Genomic DNA, 16,622 nt, shown 5'->3' with positions numbered 1-16,622 from the left:
ACGCCCGGCCTCTTTTCTATTCAGGCAGGATGAAATCATGACCAAACGCCTTGATGGCAAGATCGCACTCATCACCGGCGGCGCGTCGGTACCCGGTCTGGGCAGTGCAACCGCGCAGCGCCTCGCCGAAGAGGGTGCGAAGGTCTGCGTGACGGACATCGATCTCGACGGCGCGGAAGCGGTCGCCAAAGGCATCCGCGATGCGGGCGGCACCGCGATGGCGCTGAAGCAGGACGTCGCCGATGAAGCCGACTGGGACAGCGTGCTCGACCGGATTGCGCAGGAATGGGGCTCGCTCGACATCCTCGTCAACAATGCCGGGATCGCCGTACTGCGCCCGATCGAGAACCTTACCAGCGCGGACTGGAACAAGCAGCTGACCGTCAATCTGGACAGCGTGTTCTTCGGCACGCGGCGGGCGGTGGAGATCATGCGCAAGGCCGGGAAAGGCGGATCGATCGTCAACCTGTCGTCGGTCGCCGGGCTCGTCGGTGTGCCTGCCTGTTCGGCATATGCTGCGGCCAAGGCCGGGGTGCGGATGTTCGGCAAGACCATCGCGATCGAATGCGCGCGCGACAACATCCGGGTCAACTCGATCCACCCGGGGATGATCGACACCAACATGCAGAACGTCGCGCGGTCCGATAATGCGGAATTCTTCGACAAGGTGGTCGATTCGATCCCGATGGGCCGGATGGGCGATCCGGTCGATATCGCCAATGCGGTGCTGTTCCTCAGCTGCGACGAGGGTCGCTATGTCACCGGGACCGAACTGGTGGTCGATGGCGGGATGACCGCGCAGTAAGCTATCAGATCAAGCACAAAAAAGGGGGCGCGCCGGGTTCGGCTGCGCCCCCTTTTTCCTGTTCGCACAGGATCAGTCGATCGCGACGATGACCTTGCCCGACTTGTCGCCGGTCAGCATGCGCCGGAACGCCTGCAGCGTGTTTTCGATGCCGCGCGTCTCGTCGATATCGCCGACCAGCTTGCCCTCGTCGTACCAGGTGCGCAGTTGCGGGTAGTAGTCGTAGCCCTGGGCCAGATAGTCGGGCAGGAAGATGCCCTTCACGGTCAGCCGCTTCATCAGGATCTGGTCGAACCGCGCCGGGCCAGCCTCGCCGCTTTCGCTGGTATAGCCCGAAAGCAGCCCGCAAATGCCGATCCTGCCGCCCAGCGCCATGTTGGGTAGCGCCGCATCAAGGATCGGGCCGCCGACATTTTCGAAATAGACGTCGATCCCGCCATCGATCTTCGCGATCTCCTCGGCGACATTCTGCCGCTTGTAATCGATCGCACCGTCGATGCCGAGCGTGCCGGTCAGCCACTCGCACTTCTCGGGCGAACCCGCGATGCCGTAGACCTTGCAGCCCATGTTGCGCGCGATCTGGCAGGCCGCTCCGCCGGTCGCCCCGGCAGCTGCGGAGACGAGCACGGTCTGCCCTTCCTCAAGACCGCCGATCACATCGGTCAGCCCGCACAGCGCGGTCATGCCATTGAGGCCGAGCACGCCGAAATGCTGGCGGACATCGTCGATATCCGCGTCCAGTTTCGTCAGCCCGGCCAGCGCCGGGTCGACCGTACTGTGGGTCGCCCAGTCGCCGAAGCCGCGAACCAGATCGCCCTCTTCGAAGGCATCGCTGCGCGAGGCTTCGACGCGGCCGATAAACTGACCCTGCATCGTGGCGCCGAGCGGGATCGGCGGTGAATAGCCATCCTCCCGCGCGCTCATCCACACGCGCACGCCCGCATCCATGGAGAGGTATTGTGCGGCAACCCGCACCTGCCCTTCGGGCAGTTCGGGCAGGGTTTCTTCCTGCAGCGACAGTGCTGCTTCGTAATCGTGCCCTTCGGGCCGCGCATCGAGACGCCAGTGGCGACGGGTGCTCATCGCCTCAGCACCCCTTCGGCTGGATTTGCTTGTGAATATTGCGGAAGCTGCGGCGCGAGAACACCCAGCGTCCGTCCACCTTCACGCATTCGTCGTCATAGGCGCCGCGATCGCGCACGGTGTTGTCGCCCTGGTCGTAGACTTCCGCGGTCCAGCTGCGGACCTTGGCATGGTCGCCGTCGATCTCGATTGCGCCGGGCCAGGCCTGGAACATGATGCCGGGATATTGCTCCATCGCCGATTTCCACAGGGCGACGATGTTATCGCGACCTTCCTGCGGCGGAAATTCGGGGTAATCGGGCATTTCCCACTTGGCATCCTGTGCCCAGCAAGCGCCCCAATCATCCGCATCGCGTCGCGTCACCGCGTCCGCATAGGCTTCGATCAGCTCGCGAATAGCGAGCCGGTCCTCGACCGGGCCGGTATAGCTCATGAAATTTCCTCTCCATTATTGTTCGGCGGACCCTACAGCCTGCGAGGCCGCGGGCCAGCTGTGCAATATTGGAGGGGGTAGCAGGCCTCAGCCGAACTTGGGCCGCTCGCCAATCGCGGGTGGCTGATCCGGTACGGCGACCTCCAGCATGCCCTCGCTCTCGCGCGTTTCGAACATGCGCAGGGCAGGATAGGCCCCGCCGATGCACTTGCCCGTGCGCGCCTCGAACCGCGCGCCGTGGAGCGGACACATGATCGTGCCGCGACGGACACGCCCTGTCGAAAGGGCAGAGGCCTGGTGGGTGCAGCAATCGTTGAACGCGGTGAACGCACCATCCTCGCGCACGATCAGGACATTCCATTCACCCAGCTTCGTCGCGAGCTTCCCATCCTCGGGGAACGCGTCGATCGCAACAGCCTCAAACCACGTGGCACTCATTCATCACCCTTCCAGAACACGAACGGGGTCGCTGCCGTCCCACCCGGCCGCCGCGTCCGCAACCATGTCGTAAAAACCGACCAGCGCGGACACAGGCCGGTAAAGTTCGACCATGTGCCCAAGGCTGGCGACGGTGTCGATGAAAACGAACTGGAAGCCGTCCTCCATCGTCCCGCGAAACGCCTCCGCGTGGCCCTGGTCGGCAAATCGCGCGACCGCAGCTTCCAGATCGTCCTCGAACAGCGCGATATGGTGCAGCCCGGTTTCCCCCTCCGCGAACATCTCGCGGAACGGAGACACGCCAGCGCTATCCTGCTGGACGAACTCCACCATCACCGGCCCCCACTGGCCATAGGCGGAGCTGTGGACCAGATCGCTGTCGGCCCCGCGATAGGTCGCATGGGCAAGCGTAATCCGGTCGAGCACGAAGAACGGGCCGGAGCCGAACAGCCGATGGTGGTCCATCGCCGCTGCGCGGACATCCTCACAGAAATACGCGATTTGTCGAACCGGACTTGCGACGTCTCCCATATCCACCGGCCTAGCAGCCACGCTTGAGCGGCGCAGGCTAACCATTTCGGCAGGTGCCCCCGCGCGGGCTGATCGAAAGAATGCCCCCGATGAGAAACCGGGAGAGAGTGATGACGCACGATGAAAAGCTCAAGCTGATCGACGACCTTTACGCCGCCACCGGAGCGGGCGACTGGGAACGCGCGGAGTCCATGCTGACCGAAGACTTCTTCGCCAGCGAGGCCGATCACCTGCCGATGAAGGGCCGCTTCACCGGTCGCGGCGGGCTGAGAGAGCTCTACACGCTGGTCTTCACCATGGTCGATGCCAGCGGGATCAAGCGGATTGAGACCACCACCGGCGGCGACTACGCGGTGGTGATCCTCGAAATCCAGTTCGCGCAGGAAGGACTGGCCCCGGCGGAGACCTGCGAGATGTTCCGCTTCCGCGACGGCAAGGTGTGCGAGATCAAGCCCTATTACTACAACCCCGCCGCGTTCGATGCTGCGGTGGCGGCCAAGAAGGCGGGCAACGCCTGAGAGCCGACGGGCGGTCAGCCGCCTCATCGACCAGCGACATCAGCGCTTCGATTGGCGTCAGGGCACGCTGCCCGATCTCATGCTAGGCATTGGTCAGCTTGAGGGGAGTCAGCTTACCAATGCTCGAACTGCAAAACGTCACGCACACCTATCCCAATGGAGTGCGCGCGCTCGACGATGTCACCCTGTCGATCCCGAAGGGGATGTTCGGCCTGCTGGGCCCCAACGGCGCGGGCAAGTCGACCCTCATGCGTACGGTTGCGACGCTGCAGACGCCGAGTTCGGGCAGCATCCGCTTCGGCGAGATCGACATCCTCGAAAATCCCGAGGAACTGCGCAAGCAGCTCGGCTACCTTCCGCAGGATTTCGGCGTGTACCCGCGCGTTTCCGCATACGACATGCTAGATCACATGGCGGTGCTTAAGGGCATCTCCTCCGCTTCGGATCGCAAGGCGACGGTCGAGACGCTGCTCAATCAGGTGAACCTGTGGGGCGTGCGCAAGAAGGCGATCGCAGGCTTTTCCGGCGGGATGCGCCAGCGTTTCGGCATTGCGCAGGCGCTGATCGGCAACCCCAACCTCATCATCGTCGACGAACCGACCGCCGGGCTCGACCCCGAAGAGCGCAACCGCTTCCTCAACCTGCTGGCCGAGATCGGCGAGAACGTGGTGGTGATCCTCTCGACCCACATCGTGGAGGATGTCGCCGACCTGTGCCCGCGCATGGCGGTGCTGATCGACGGCAAGATCAGCCTGCAAGGCGCACCCAAGGAGCTGATCGACAAGGCACGCGGCACCGTGTGGGCCAAGACCATCGAGCGTTCCGAACTCGACGAGATGCGCGAGAAATACGAGGTGATCTCCACCCGCCTGTTCGCGGGCCAGACGATCATCCACGTCCTGTCCGACGGTGCGCCGGGGCCTGGTTTCCAGGCCGTCGAAGGCGGGCTTGAGGATGTCTACTTCTCCGCCCTCGCCAGCTCGCGCCGCGCGCCTGCCGACATCGCCGCCTGAGCGGGAGCAGCACCATGTTTGCAAAAATCGCGCTGTTCGAACTGCGCTACCAGCTGCGCAACCCGGTGTTCTGGGTCGCCACGGTCATCTTCTTCCTGCTGACCTATGGCGCGATGGCGAGTGACGACATCACCATCGGCGGGGGTGGCAATGTCAACGCCAACAGCCCCGTCGCGATCGTCACGACCCACATGATCCTGACGCTGTTCTTCATGTTCGTGACCACCGCCTTCGTCGCCAATGTGATCGTTCGCGACGAGGAAAGCGGGTTCGGTCCGCTCATCCGGTCCACCCAGGTGAGCAAGTTCAGCTACCTGTTCGGGCGCTTCACCGGCGCTTTCGTCGCCGCCGCATGCGCCTTCCTGGTGGTGCCGCTGGGCATCTGGATCGGCTCGCTGATGCCGTGGCTCGACCCCGAAACGATCGGGCCCAACCGCTTCTCCTACTACGCGTTCGCCTATTTCGTGTTCGCCCTGCCGAGCATCTTCATGGTCAGCGCGCTGTTCTTTGCAGTGGCGACCATCACCCGCTCGATGATGTACACCTACGTCGCCGTGGTGCTGTTTCTGGTGCTCTACATCGTCCTCAACTCGGTGATGTCGAGCCAGCCCGAATACCGCGACCTGGCGAGCTATATCGAGCCTTTCGGACTGGCCGCGTTCGGCAATGCGACCCGTTACTGGACGGCTGCGGAATCGAACACGCTGATCCCGCCGATCGACGGTGTTCTGCTGGCCAACCGGGCGATCTGGCTGGGCTTTTCCGCCCTCATGCTGGCACTCGCCTACTGGCGGTTCAGCTTCGCGAGCAAATCGATCTCGGCACGCAAGGCGCGCAAGGCCGACAGGAAGCAGGCGAAACTGGCGGCGAAGGAGCCGCGGCTGGTCGACACCCTGCCCCAGCCGACGCCCGAGCGTGCCGGCTGGGCCCGGCTGGTCGCACGCACCCGGTTCGAGATGGGTCAGGTGCTGCGCAGCCCCGCCTTCTTCGTGCTCCTGCTGATAGGCCTGTTCAACGCCTTCGCCGGGCTGTTCTTCGGTAACGAGATTTACGGCACGCCCGCACGCCCCCTCACCTTCGCGCTGATCGAGCCGCTGATGGGCACCTTCGCGCTGATCCCGATCATCATCGCGATCTACTACGGCGGGGAGCTGGTCTGGCGCGACCGGGAGCGCAAGTTCAACGAGATCATCGATTCAACCTCGGTCCCCGGGTGGTCGTACATGGTGCCCAAGACGATTGCGGTCGCCTTCGTGCTCATCGCCACCCTGCTGATCTCCGTGGTCGCGGCGATGCTGATCCAGGCCTTCCGCGGCTATACCGATTTCGAGATCGGCAAGTATCTCGCCTGGTACGTGCTGCCGATGTCGGTCGACATGGTGCTGCTCGCGATCCTGTCGATCTTCATCCAGGCGCTGAGCCCGAACAAGTTCGTCGGCTGGGGGATCATGGTGATCTACCTGATCGGCACCATCGTGCTTTCCAGCCTCGGCTTCGAGCATCCGCTCTACCTCTACGGCAGCACCGGCACGATGCGCGTGTCCGATATCAACGGCGCGAATGTCGGCTGGTCGACCGGCTGGTGGCTGCGGCTGTACTGGGGCGCGATCGCGCTGGTGCTGGCGGTGCTCGCCCATATGCTGTGGCGGCGCGGAGCGGACGGGGCGCTGCTGCCCCGCCTGCGGCAATTGCCGCGCAGGCTCGCCTCGCCGTCGGGTGCCATCCTTGTCTGTGCGCTGGCCGTGGCCGCGGTGTCGGGCGGATGGATCTTCTACCAGATGAATGTGGTCGACGAGTACCGCACGCAGGACGACGTCGAGGCGCAGCTGGCTGCGTACGAGAAGAAATATCTCAAATACGAAAACCTGCCCCAGCCGACCGCGACCGACATGAAGCTCGCCGTCGACCTCTATCCGGAAGAAACCCGGATGGAAGCGCGCGGGACGATCACTTTCGTCAACAACACCGGCAGGCCGCTGGAGCAGCTGCATCTGCGAATGGCCGATTCCGACGCGGAAATCCGCTCGATCGAAGTCGAGGGCGCAACCCTCGACATGGATGACGAGGAGAACAAGTACCGCATCTATCGCTTCGATCAGCCGCTGGCCCCGGGTGCGACAGGCACGTTCACCTTCGCCACGCGGCGCTGGCAGCAGGGCATGCGTGCCGGTGGCGACGACACCCGGCTGGTGCGCAACGGCACGTTCCTCAGCAACAGCGAGTTCGTGCCCCAGATCGGCATGAGCCGCTCCGGCCTGCTGAGCGACCGGGCAACCCGGCGCAAATACGACCTGCCCGGCGAACTGCGGCAGGCCAAGCTGGAGGACGAGAGCGCGCGCAACCGCAATTACGTGGGCAATTCGCCGTGGGTCACTTCGGACATCACGGTCTCGACCGTCGCCGGCCAGACCCCGGTCGCCCCCGGCGACCGCGTGTCCGACGAGGTCCGCGGCGACCGGCGCGTGGCGCGGTTCGTGTCGAAGCAGCCGATCCTGGCGTTCTTCTCGATCCAGTCGGCCGATTACGAAGTGACCCGGCGCGTGCACAACGGCACCACGCTGGAAATCTACCACCACCCCAACCACGACTTCAACGTGGAGCGGATGCTGGACGCGATGGAGGTCAGCCTCGACTATTACGAGGCCAATTTCGGCCCCTACCAGTTCGACTATGCGCGGATCATCGAATTCCCGGGCTACGCATCCTTCGCGCAGGCCTTTGCCGGGACGATCCCCTATTCCGAAGACATGGGCTTCATCGCGGATAATGGCGATGCGGAGAGCATTGACTACGTCACCTATGTCACCGCGCACGAACTGGGCCACCAGTACTGGGCGCACCAGCTGATCAGTTCCGACCAGCAGGGCGGCACCATGCTGGTCGAAACGATGGCCCAGTATTCTGCGCTGATGGTGATGAAGCACCTGTACGGCGAAGATAACATCCGCCGCTTCCTGAAATACGAGCTGGACAACTACCTTGCCGCGCGCGGCAGCGAGGCGATCGAGGAACTGCCGCTCGAACGGGTCGAAGACCAGGGCTACATCCACTACCGCAAGGGTGCGGTGGTCACCTACCTGCTGCAGGACCGGCTGGGCGAGGATCGCGTCAATACGATGCTTTCCGGCCTGCTCGATCGCTTCAAGTTCAAGGGGCCGCCCTACGCCAACGCCAACGATCTGGTCGGCGGTTACCTGTCGCTGGCGCGCAACAAGCAGGAACGCGATCTGGTGACCGACCTGCTTCAGCGGATCACGCTGTACGATCTGAAGGCGGACGAGGCCAAGGTGACGAAGCGCGCGGACGGCAAGTTCGAGACCGAGATCACCGTGGATGCGGAAAAGTTCTACGCCGATGGTCAGGGCAAGGAGCGCAAGGCGCTGCTGAGCGACGAGATCGAAGTGGGCGTGTTTGCGCAGAAGCCCGGTCTGGGCGCGTTCGAGCGCAAGGACGTGCTGGCGCTGCGCCGCTACCCCGTCCACTCCGGCTCGCAGACGATCCGGATCGTCACCGACACACGGCCGAGCTTCGCGGGGATCGATCCGTACAACAAGTATATCGACCGCAATTCGGACGATAATATCGTCGCGATCGACTAGCGATATGCGGCGCTCAGCCTGCCTCTCCACTCCCGCCTTACGGGCTGCGGACGAGGCAGGCGGCGTCGAGCAGCATCAGTTCGCCGTCGTGGATGATGCAGCCGGGCGCAGCGCGGCGCAGGGCTGAAGGTTGGCGTGCAAGCCGCGCCTGTGCCGCGCGGAACGCCGTGGGCACGACCAGATCCCACCGCTCGGGCAAGGTTCCCTGCGTCAGGAAGGCACGGTCGACCGCGATGACGGTGACACCATATTTCTCGACATACTGTTCCAGCGCCGCCTGATCGGATGAAGAAACCGCCGCCAGCGCATCCTCCAGCCGGTCCCGAAGCGGGCCGAAATAGCCCATGTGATAGGGAATTGAATGCTCTGCGCTGGCGAGCGTGCGATGGCCGGTCAGCGCGGGGATGAAGTCCAGCTCCTCGCTCACTCCGCCAATCACCGCTGAATCGGGCAGGCTATCGATCCGCGCGATCGCGCCGGGATCGGCGGGGCGCGTCAGCCCCGGGGTGGGCGAGAGGAAAGATGCGACGAGGAAGGCAGCCAGCAGGCCGCCGCCCGCATAGACGCGCGCGTCGATCGCCCCTGCCCGCAGCCGCGCATCGAGCCACATGCCGGCCACCTGCCCGATCGCGATGAACTCGAGCACCGAGAGCGTGCGCTGGGTATATCGGCTGGGCAGGTGGAGCGAAAAGGCGAAGGCGACCGCCACCGCCCACCACGCGATCCCCGCGATCAGCACCCAGGCATAGATGAAATTGCCCGGCTCCCCGTCGACGCGAAAAGTGCCGCGCCGCACTGCCGCGAAGGCGAGCCACAGCATCGGGACCAGCAGCAGCAGGTTGGGCAGCCAGGCCCACCGGGTCGACCAGCAGGGGACGATTTCGGGCAGCAGGCCGGTGCGCGCCTGGCACACCAGATCGACCTTGCCCGACAGGCCGACCACCGCGCTGCGTGCGAGGCCGGTGTTCATGTTCTCCATCCCCAGCGCATCGCTGATCGTCAGCGTGGGCCCCCAGCCATCGGTTGCGCCAGCCAGAGGGATCACCGCCGCGCCGACCGCTATCGCGCCGAGGCCGCACAGCACCCATGTCCTGAGCCTGAAATCGATCCGGAACGGCCGCCAGCCGACCCGCGACAGGCCCATCATCGTCAGGGCGACCAGCGCGGTGGTGGGGTACAGCAGGCCGAGCACGAACAGCGTCGGGATCATCTGCCACCCGCGATTGCGCAGCAGCCCGTCGAGGAACACCAGCAGCAGCGGCGCCGAGAATGCACGCGGCGTGGCCGAGTAGATCGAATCCTCGTGCAGCACGAAGCCCGCCAGCAGCGCGGCAGCAGCAAAGGCCGCGAGCGGGCGCTGGGTCAGCAGCAGCGCGATGCGCCAGGCCATCCAGACGGAAAGGAACAGCAGCGGCACCGGCAGCAGGCGGGCGAAGACCAGAGGTTCGAGGCCGAGCATGTTCGCCGCCGTGAACAGCATCCGGTAGGCCCACGGCCCGACCGACTGCCAGTAATCCGCCAGCAGGTCGCCGCGCGTCGCGTCCGGGGCATTCAGCCGCGCCATCCAGGTGAGGAACTGGCGGGCATCGTCCTGGATCGTGAGCGGCGCGTAAGTCAGCGTGCCGGGCACGAAGAAGGCAAGGTAGAGATAGATCAGCGCGGTCACGCCGGTCGCGGCGAACAGCAGGGTGCGCCAGCCGCGTGCGTCGTCGAGTGCGGGAAGGATCGTCATGCGGCGCGCTCCTTGCGGACCTGGACCAGATAGTCGCCCATGAAGGGCAGGCCCGCGATTGCGGGCACGAGATAGCGCAAGGTCGCCAGCACGCCGAGCACGGCGGCGGACCCTGCCGAGAGATAGGGCGCGTAAAGCAGCACGATCGCCGCATCGCGCGTGCCGACCCCGGCCATGGTGAACGGCAGCAATCCGGCCAGGATGGCAAGCGTGGCGAAGGCCATGTTGTCGAGGAACGGCACCCTGCCCAATCCTTGCGCGAACAGCCAGAACTGGGCGAGATGCCCGCCCCAGATCAGCAGGCTTACGGCGGCAACCTTGGCCACGCGCCTGCGGTCGCTCCAGAACCAGCCGACCGCCTGCTGCCAGGTCTCGCCAAAGCCCGACAACCAGCGCCCGATCCGACCCGGCGCGATCCGCCCGGCGAGCGCGAGGAGCCGGCTCGCGAACCGCAGCGGCGAGAGCAGGATCACCAGCAACACCAGTAATGCGCCAGTCCCCGCCGCACCGAGCATGAGCCAGGCATCGCCCCAACCGACCCACAGCAGCGCAAGCACGCCCCAGAACAGCAGCGCCGCCATGTCGAGCGAGCGCTCCATTACCACCACGCCCACCGCCAGCTTCGGGTCGAACCCGTGGCGACCGGTCAGCGCGACCGCCTTGGCCAGATCGCCAAGCTTGGATGGCAGCACGAGGTTGAGCGAGGATGCGCCCAGGATCAGCCGGGTGGCGGACCACAGGCCTATCGGCGTCTGGGTCAGCATGCCGAAACGCATCGCGGTGACCAGCGTCAGAGGCACGATCGTCGCGAGGCCCGCGGCAAGCCACCAGCCATCCGCAGCCGCCAGCGCGGCGCGGATCGACGACAGATCGACCTGCCACCAGATCAGCGCGAGCAGGATCAGGCTGACCAGTGCCCCGATCGCCTTTTTCACTGTGCCGTCTCCCTCATCGGAGGGGTGCTCACCCCGCAGGCGGCGGGGCGGGCGGCTCCCGATCGCGCAGCCGCAGGTGCGCGTCCGCCAGTTCCTTGCGCTTCATATATTGCAGGTCCTGCAGCAGCCGACGATTGATCGCGAACAGCTCGCCCAGCAGGCCCGCCACCCAGAAAATCAGCGCCGCGATCAGCATCACCGCCGCGACGACCAGGCTGGGCACATGCGCGCGCTCGGTCCCCATGTAGAACAGCACCAGCCAGCGGATCATCAGACCCGTCCCAAGCAAAGCGGGCAGCAGGCTGAGCAGGAAGAACGTCTTGCCCGGCTTGTAGACGAAGAAGGACCGCAGGATCGACATCATCGAGCGGCGTACATAGTCGCGGATCGAGCGGACCAGCCGCGAGGGACGCGTCTCCCCATTCACGCCGACCGGTACGGAGACGATGCGAAAATCGCTCAGCCCCGCCTGGATGATCGATTCCAGCGTGTAGGTATAGCTGTCGAACACGTTGATCCGCAGTGCAACCTCGCGGCTCAGGGCGCGAAAACCGCTCGGCGCGTCGGCGATGTCCGTCCCTGAAACGATCTGGACCACGCGGCTGCCCAGCTTCTGCAGGAACCGCTTGGTGCTGCTGAAATGCTCGATATCGGGGATCGGCCTCGCGCCGATCACATATTGCGCCTGCCCTTTCAGGATCGGCTCGACCAGCTGGGGGATGTCGGACGCGTCGTACTGGTTGTCCGCATCGGTGTTGATGATGATGTCCGCGCCTTCGGCAAGGCCGCGCTGCACACCGGCCATGAAGCCGTGCGCCAGCCCCATGTTCACCGGCAGATCGACGATGTGGTCGACCCCGTGCGCCTTGGCGACCTCCACCGTCCGGTCGGTACTGCCATCATTGATGATCAGCCATTCGACCACGTCGATGCCGGGCACTTCGCGCGGCAGATCGCTCAGCGCCTCGCCAAGCGTCTCTTCCTCGTTGTAGCAGGGGATTTGAATGATCAGCTTCACAGGCGCGCTCTTTGATCGATGGGTCTCACGGGATTGTGCGGGGCGCTAAAGCCCCTAGACCCGTTGATGGCCAGAAGAAATGTTGCCGTGATCGGCGCTCCCCCTCTATGGGCTCGCACAGTTTGGCTCAACCGGACAAAGGTAGTCACGATTTCTCTCCCAGCGCCATCACAAAGCCCGACGCCACCGATCGCCGAGGTCGCCCAGCGCCTGCGCGACAAGGTCGTGCGGCGCGCCATCTGCGTGGGCTGCGGGGCCTGCGTGGCGCTGGATGCCAGCGGGCGCTCGGCGATGGAGCGCACCGCGACCGGGCCCAAGCCGGTCTTCGCGCCCGGCACCGCGCTGCCCGAACTCGCGTGGGACGCGTGCCCCGGCAAGGGCATCGACTACCCGCAGCTCTACCTCGACCATTACGGGCGGATGCCGGACTCCTGGCTGGTCGGGCACATCGTCGCGACCCGCACCGGCTATGCGGGCGACCCGTCGGTGCGCGCACGCGGTGCATCGGGCGGTGTGACCACGGCGGTGCTGCTCCACCTGCTGCAATCGGGCCGGATCGACGCGGCAATCGTCGCGCGGCAGGGCGTACCCGCCCCACTCGAAGCGAGCCCGGTTATTGCGAGCACGGCGGAGGAGATCCTCGACGCTGCGCAATCGGTCTATATCCCGGTCGCGATGCTCGACATCCTCTCACGGCTGGAGCCGGGCAAGCGCTATGCGATCACGCTGGTGCCCGAACAGGCGGCGGCACTTCGGCGGCTGCAGCATTCGGGGCACCCGCAGGCGCAGCAGATCGACTACGTCCTCGGCCCCTATACCGGCACCGCGCTCTACCCCGCCGCGATCGACAGTTTCGTGCGCGCGCATGGCGTGGCGAAGAGCGATCCCGTCACCAGTCTCGAATGGCGCGCGGGCGAGTGGCCGGGCTATCTCGAGATCAAGACGCAGAGCGGCAAGGTGCTGCGATCCAAGAAGGTCTATTACAACTTCCTGATCCCCTTCTTCGTCACCCGCGCCAGCCTGCAGAGCATGGATTTCGCGAACGAGTTCTGCGACCTCTCGGTCGGCGATGCATGGAGCCCCGCGTTCGAAGCGCAGGGCGGCGGGCACTCGGTGGTGGTCACGCGCAGTGCGAAGATGGAGGCGCTGGTCGAGGAGATGATCGCCGCAGGCGCGCTGGTGCTGGAGCGCGAGGACGATCTCAAGGCGACCGAGATGCACGGCCACATGATCGACTTCAAGAAGCGCGGCGGCTTCATCCGTAACCAGTGGCGGCGCAAGATCGGGCTGGCTGCCCCCGATTACGGCATGGAGCCAGCGACAATTCCGCCCTCGCGCAAGATTGCCGAACTGGTCATCTCCACCCTGTTCGTGATCGGCAGCACGGCCCCTGCCCGCTTCGTGCTGCGGCAGATCCCCGAAAGCGTGATCGGCCCGGTCTTCAACAAGCTGCGTCTCAGCTGGAAGAAGGCGAGCAAGCCGACCAAGCGCAAGGGGCTGGCCGATTTCCGCATGATCGTGGACGAGGAATGAGCGCGCCCGATCTGCATGCCCCACTGCTTCGCGTGGCGCAGCGCTGGATGCCGCGCATCCTGACCCAGGTGTGCCGCGACCCCACCTCCCCGCTGTTCGGCTGCGCGGACCGCAACTGGTGGCACTACAAGATCCGCGATTTCCCCTCGATCATCCTCCAGCAGGCCGGCTACGCGCTGCACGAGGCCGCGCGCCTCCCGCAGTGGCACGACCAGCGAGAGGCGCTGGAAGCCATCGCTGCCGCCAGCGCCCGGTTCTGGAACGCGCGCGCGCAAAAGCATTATGCGTTCGAGGAATATTACCCGTGGGAGCAGGGATACCCCCCGCTCGCCTTCGCCACCCTCGCAGTCGCCAAGCTGGCGGATCAGGGCGTGGTTGCGGTGGAGGACGTGCGCGACGGTCTGCGGATCGCGGCGCGCCAGCTACGCACCCGGTTCGAAGCGCAGGCGGGCAACCAGCAGGTCGCCGGGCTCGCCGCGCTTGCATGGATCGACAAGGTGCTGCCGCAGGATGCCGATCCTGCAGCCTTCGCGCAGGTAAAGGCCGCCACGCTGGATTTGCAGCACGCGGAAGGCTGGTTCTGGGAATATGACGGGCCGGACCTGGGCTATCTCGCGGTCACCATCGATTGCCTGTGGGACCTTTACGACGCGACCGGCGATGCGGACTACCGCGACGCCATCGCCCGCGCGCTCGGGTTCATGGCCGCGTTTCCCGCTGCCGCGCCCAAGGGGGTCGGCCAGCACAACAGCCGCAACACCGATTACCTCGTGCCCTACGGTATCATCCGCTCCGCAATCGAGGGCACTGACGCTGAGCGCGCGGACGCGGCGCGGGTCGCGCAGTGGGCGTTCGCCAGCGCCGACAGCGAGGATCACACCTACGCCGCGACCGACGACCGCTATATCTGCCACTATATCGGCCACTCGGTGATGCGCGCGCTCGCCCTGCTCGAAGGCCGGGCATCGCTGGCCAGCGATGCCGCCACGTCCGCGCCGCGCCTGTTCGAGGGATCGGGCCACTATCTGGCAGACGGGCTGATCGTCTCGCCGCGCAAGGGCGGCATCCTCACCCTCAGCGGCCCCTCCGGCGAGGCGAGCGATTTCGGCTGGATCGTGGAGCGCGGCGATACGCAATATGTGTCGCACTGGTGGAGCGCGGACTGGTCGTTCCAGCCGGTCGATGGCGGTATCGCGATTGCAGGACGGATGTTCTCCCACAGCGAGAAGCTGTCGAACCCGTTCCAGCATATCGTGCTGCGCTGCCTCGCATTCGTGCTCGGCAAGCGGCTGATCCCGATCCTAAAGCGCGTGCTGATCTTCAAGCGCGGCGGGCAATCAGAGCCGGTCTTGAACCGCAAGATCACGCATCGCGACGGCAGCGTCGAGATCACAGACCGGATCGAGGGCCTGCGCACCACCGACCGCCTGCTGCGCGCGCCGCGCGCATCCAAGCGCCACGTCGCCAGTGCCGACAGCTATCATCCGCAGGATCTTGGGCCGATCCGCGAATTCGAGCTGTCCGAAGAGCGCTCGGCTACGCCCGACGCAATCACTATCGTCACGCGCATCACCCCGTGCTAACCGCGCAGCCAAACAGGCGCACCGCCGCGCGGCCCGTTCAGGGCGCGTAGGGTCCGCCAGGAAGATTGCGGGACGAGGGAACAAGCGATCGCACAGACCGAGCATAGCGCGAAGACCGCGGTCTTCGATTCAGACCCGACGGGTGGCAAGGCCGCCGGTCTGCGGGTCGCGCTGTTCTCGGGAAATTACAACATGGTTCGCGATGGCGCGAACAAGGCGCTCAACCGGCTGGTCCGCTACCTGCTGGAGCATGGCGCGCAGGTGCGGGTCTATTCGCCGACCATTGCGGAGCCTGCCTTCGCGCCTGCGGGCGATCTTGTCTCGGTCCCCTCCTTCGCGATCCCGACGCGCAAGGAATACCGCCTGGCGCTAGGCCTGCCAAAGGCTGTGCGCGAAGACATCCGCGCCTTCGCGCCAAACGTGGTCCACCTGTCCGCGCCCGACCGGCTCGGCCGCCAGATGCAGACTTTCGCCGCCGAGATCGAAGTGCCGGTGGTGGCCAGCCTGCACACGCTGTTCCAGACCTACTTCACCTATTACGGGCTCGACATCTTCCGGGGCTATGCGGAGCGTTATCTCGACCGCTTCTATGGCCGGTGCGACATCGTGCTCGCCCCCAACCCCTATCTTGTCGATGAACTGCGCCAGACGACGCAGCTTGGCGATCATGTCCACACCTGGAGCCGGGGCGTCGACCACAAGCTGTGGAACCCCTCGCGCCGCGACCCGGAATGGCGCCGGGCCAAGGGCTACGCCGATGACGAAGCGGTGCTGCTGTTCTTCGGGCGGCTGGTGAAGGAAAAGGGCATCGACGTGTTCGAAGAGGTTGTGAAGACCCTTCGCGAGCGTGGACGCAAGGTCCGCCCGCTGATCGTCGGCGCCGGGCCTGCGGGCGACGATCTCGCCGGGCGGATCGGCGAGGCGGTGTTCACCGGCCATGTCGAAGGTAAGGAACTGGCACGCGCGGTCGGCAGCGCGGACATCCTCGTCAATCCGAGCACCACCGAGGCGTTCGGCAACGTCAATCTGGAGGCGATGGCCTCCGGCCTGGCGGTGGTCAGCGCGGATGCTCCGGCAGCACGGGCCTTGATCGAGGATGGCAAGAACGGGCTGATCGTGCCGCCCCGCGATGCCAGCGCCTATGCCGATGCGATCGAGCGGCTGACGGACGATCCCGCCTACCGGAAAACCCTGGCCGATGCGGGGATCGCGTTCAGCGAGCGCTATCACTGGTCGGCGATCCTCGACAATGTGATCGCCAGCTACCGCCAGGCGATTGCCGAGGGCCCCCACCTGCGCGACCCCAAAGTCGCCGCCGTCGCGGCAAAGCGCCGCGCGGCCTTCGCGGCCTGACGCCGACCGGGGGGACACCCTCCCCGGACTTGCCGAAAATCCTGTTCT

The 16,622-nt window shown here is 65.5% G+C and carries 14 protein-coding genes; 7 read left to right on the top strand and 7 right to left on the bottom strand.

Going from position 1 to position 16,622, the window contains the following annotated elements; genetic code table 11:
• The first annotated feature begins 37 nt into the window (after positions 1-37).
• Positions 38-805, top strand: coding sequence for a glucose 1-dehydrogenase (locus VO57_006015; GenBank protein ID XBL70891.1), 768 nt, complete (start codon positions 38-40; stop codon positions 803-805).
• 72 nt (positions 806-877) lie between these two features.
• Here VO57_006015 and VO57_006010 read toward each other — a convergent pair whose 3' ends face one another.
• The 4 genes from VO57_006010 to VO57_005995 all read right to left on the bottom strand — a co-directional run bounded on the left by VO57_006010 (position 878) and on the right by VO57_005995 (position 3,224).
• Positions 878-1,888: an NADP-dependent oxidoreductase gene (locus tag VO57_006010; protein XBL70890.1), complete on the bottom strand. Its 1,011-nt coding sequence runs from the start codon at positions 1,886-1,888 to the stop codon at positions 878-880.
• A 4-nt stretch (positions 1,889-1,892) separates the two neighbouring features.
• Positions 1,893-2,321: a nuclear transport factor 2 family protein gene (locus VO57_006005; GenBank protein ID XBL70889.1), complete on the bottom strand. Its 429-nt coding sequence runs from the start codon at positions 2,319-2,321 to the stop codon at positions 1,893-1,895.
• Between the two features lie 87 nt (positions 2,322-2,408).
• A complete protein-coding gene (locus VO57_006000) occupies positions 2,409-2,759 on the bottom strand; it encodes a Rieske (2Fe-2S) protein (protein ID XBL70888.1) in 351 nt (116 codons plus the stop codon).
• A gap of 3 nt (positions 2,760-2,762) precedes the next feature.
• Positions 2,763-3,224 carry a VOC family protein gene (locus VO57_005995; protein ID XBL70887.1) on the bottom strand — a complete coding sequence of 154 codons (462 nt, stop codon included), beginning with the start codon at positions 3,222-3,224 and terminating at the stop codon, positions 2,763-2,765.
• A gap of 176 nt (positions 3,225-3,400) precedes the next feature.
• On the opposite strand from VO57_005995, the gene VO57_005990 reads away from it, so the two are divergent.
• From VO57_005990 to VO57_005980, 3 genes are all read left to right on the top strand, one after another.
• Positions 3,401-3,808 (top strand): nuclear transport factor 2 family protein, encoded by a 408-nt coding sequence (locus tag VO57_005990; GenBank protein XBL70886.1) that lies wholly within the window; start codon positions 3,401-3,403, stop codon positions 3,806-3,808.
• 119 nt (positions 3,809-3,927) lie between these two features.
• A complete protein-coding gene (locus VO57_005985; protein XBL70885.1) occupies positions 3,928-4,821 on the top strand; it encodes an ABC transporter ATP-binding protein in 894 nt (297 codons plus the stop codon).
• 14 nt (positions 4,822-4,835) lie between these two features.
• Positions 4,836-8,420 carry an ABC transporter permease subunit gene (locus tag VO57_005980; GenBank protein ID XBL70884.1) on the top strand — a complete coding sequence of 1,195 codons (3,585 nt, stop codon included), beginning with the start codon at positions 4,836-4,838 and terminating at the stop codon, positions 8,418-8,420.
• Positions 8,421-8,457: 37 nt separating this feature from the next.
• Here the strand turns inward: VO57_005980 and VO57_005975 are convergent, their stop codons facing one another.
• From VO57_005975 to VO57_005965, 3 genes are read right to left on the bottom strand one after another with little or no spacing between them, the layout of a single operon-like run.
• On the bottom strand, positions 8,458-10,152 hold the full coding sequence (locus tag VO57_005975; protein ID XBL70883.1) for a hypothetical protein: 1,695 nt from the start codon (positions 10,150-10,152) through the stop codon (positions 8,458-8,460).
• On the bottom strand, positions 10,149-11,087 hold the full coding sequence (locus VO57_005970; GenBank protein XBL70882.1) for a lysylphosphatidylglycerol synthase transmembrane domain-containing protein: 939 nt from the start codon (positions 11,085-11,087) through the stop codon (positions 10,149-10,151). Before VO57_005970 ends, VO57_005975 begins: the two co-directional genes overlap by 4 nt.
• A gap of 28 nt (positions 11,088-11,115) precedes the next feature.
• Positions 11,116-12,105 (bottom strand): glycosyltransferase family 2 protein, encoded by a 990-nt coding sequence (locus VO57_005965; protein ID XBL70881.1) that lies wholly within the window; start codon positions 12,103-12,105, stop codon positions 11,116-11,118.
• Positions 12,106-12,330: 225 nt separating this feature from the next.
• On the opposite strand from VO57_005965, the gene VO57_005960 reads away from it, so the two are divergent.
• From VO57_005960 to VO57_005950, 3 genes are all read left to right on the top strand, one after another.
• Complete coding sequence (locus VO57_005960) at positions 12,331-13,638, top strand: Coenzyme F420 hydrogenase/dehydrogenase, beta subunit C-terminal domain (GenBank protein XBL70880.1); 1,308 nt, start codon at positions 12,331-12,333, stop codon at positions 13,636-13,638.
• Positions 13,635-15,221, top strand: coding sequence for a hypothetical protein (locus VO57_005955; protein ID XBL70879.1), 1,587 nt, complete (start codon positions 13,635-13,637; stop codon positions 15,219-15,221). Before VO57_005960 ends, VO57_005955 begins: the two co-directional genes overlap by 4 nt.
• A gap of 192 nt (positions 15,222-15,413) precedes the next feature.
• Positions 15,414-16,574 (top strand): glycosyltransferase family 1 protein, encoded by a 1,161-nt coding sequence (locus VO57_005950; GenBank protein XBL70878.1) that lies wholly within the window; start codon positions 15,414-15,416, stop codon positions 16,572-16,574.
• Positions 16,575-16,622: the final 48 nt, after the last annotated feature.

This window comes from Citromicrobium bathyomarinum, from assembly GCA_001306305.2.
Lineage (GTDB): Bacteria > Pseudomonadota > Alphaproteobacteria > Sphingomonadales > Sphingomonadaceae > Alteriqipengyuania > Alteriqipengyuania bathyomarina.
This window is presented reverse-complemented; position numbering and strand designations above follow the sequence as displayed.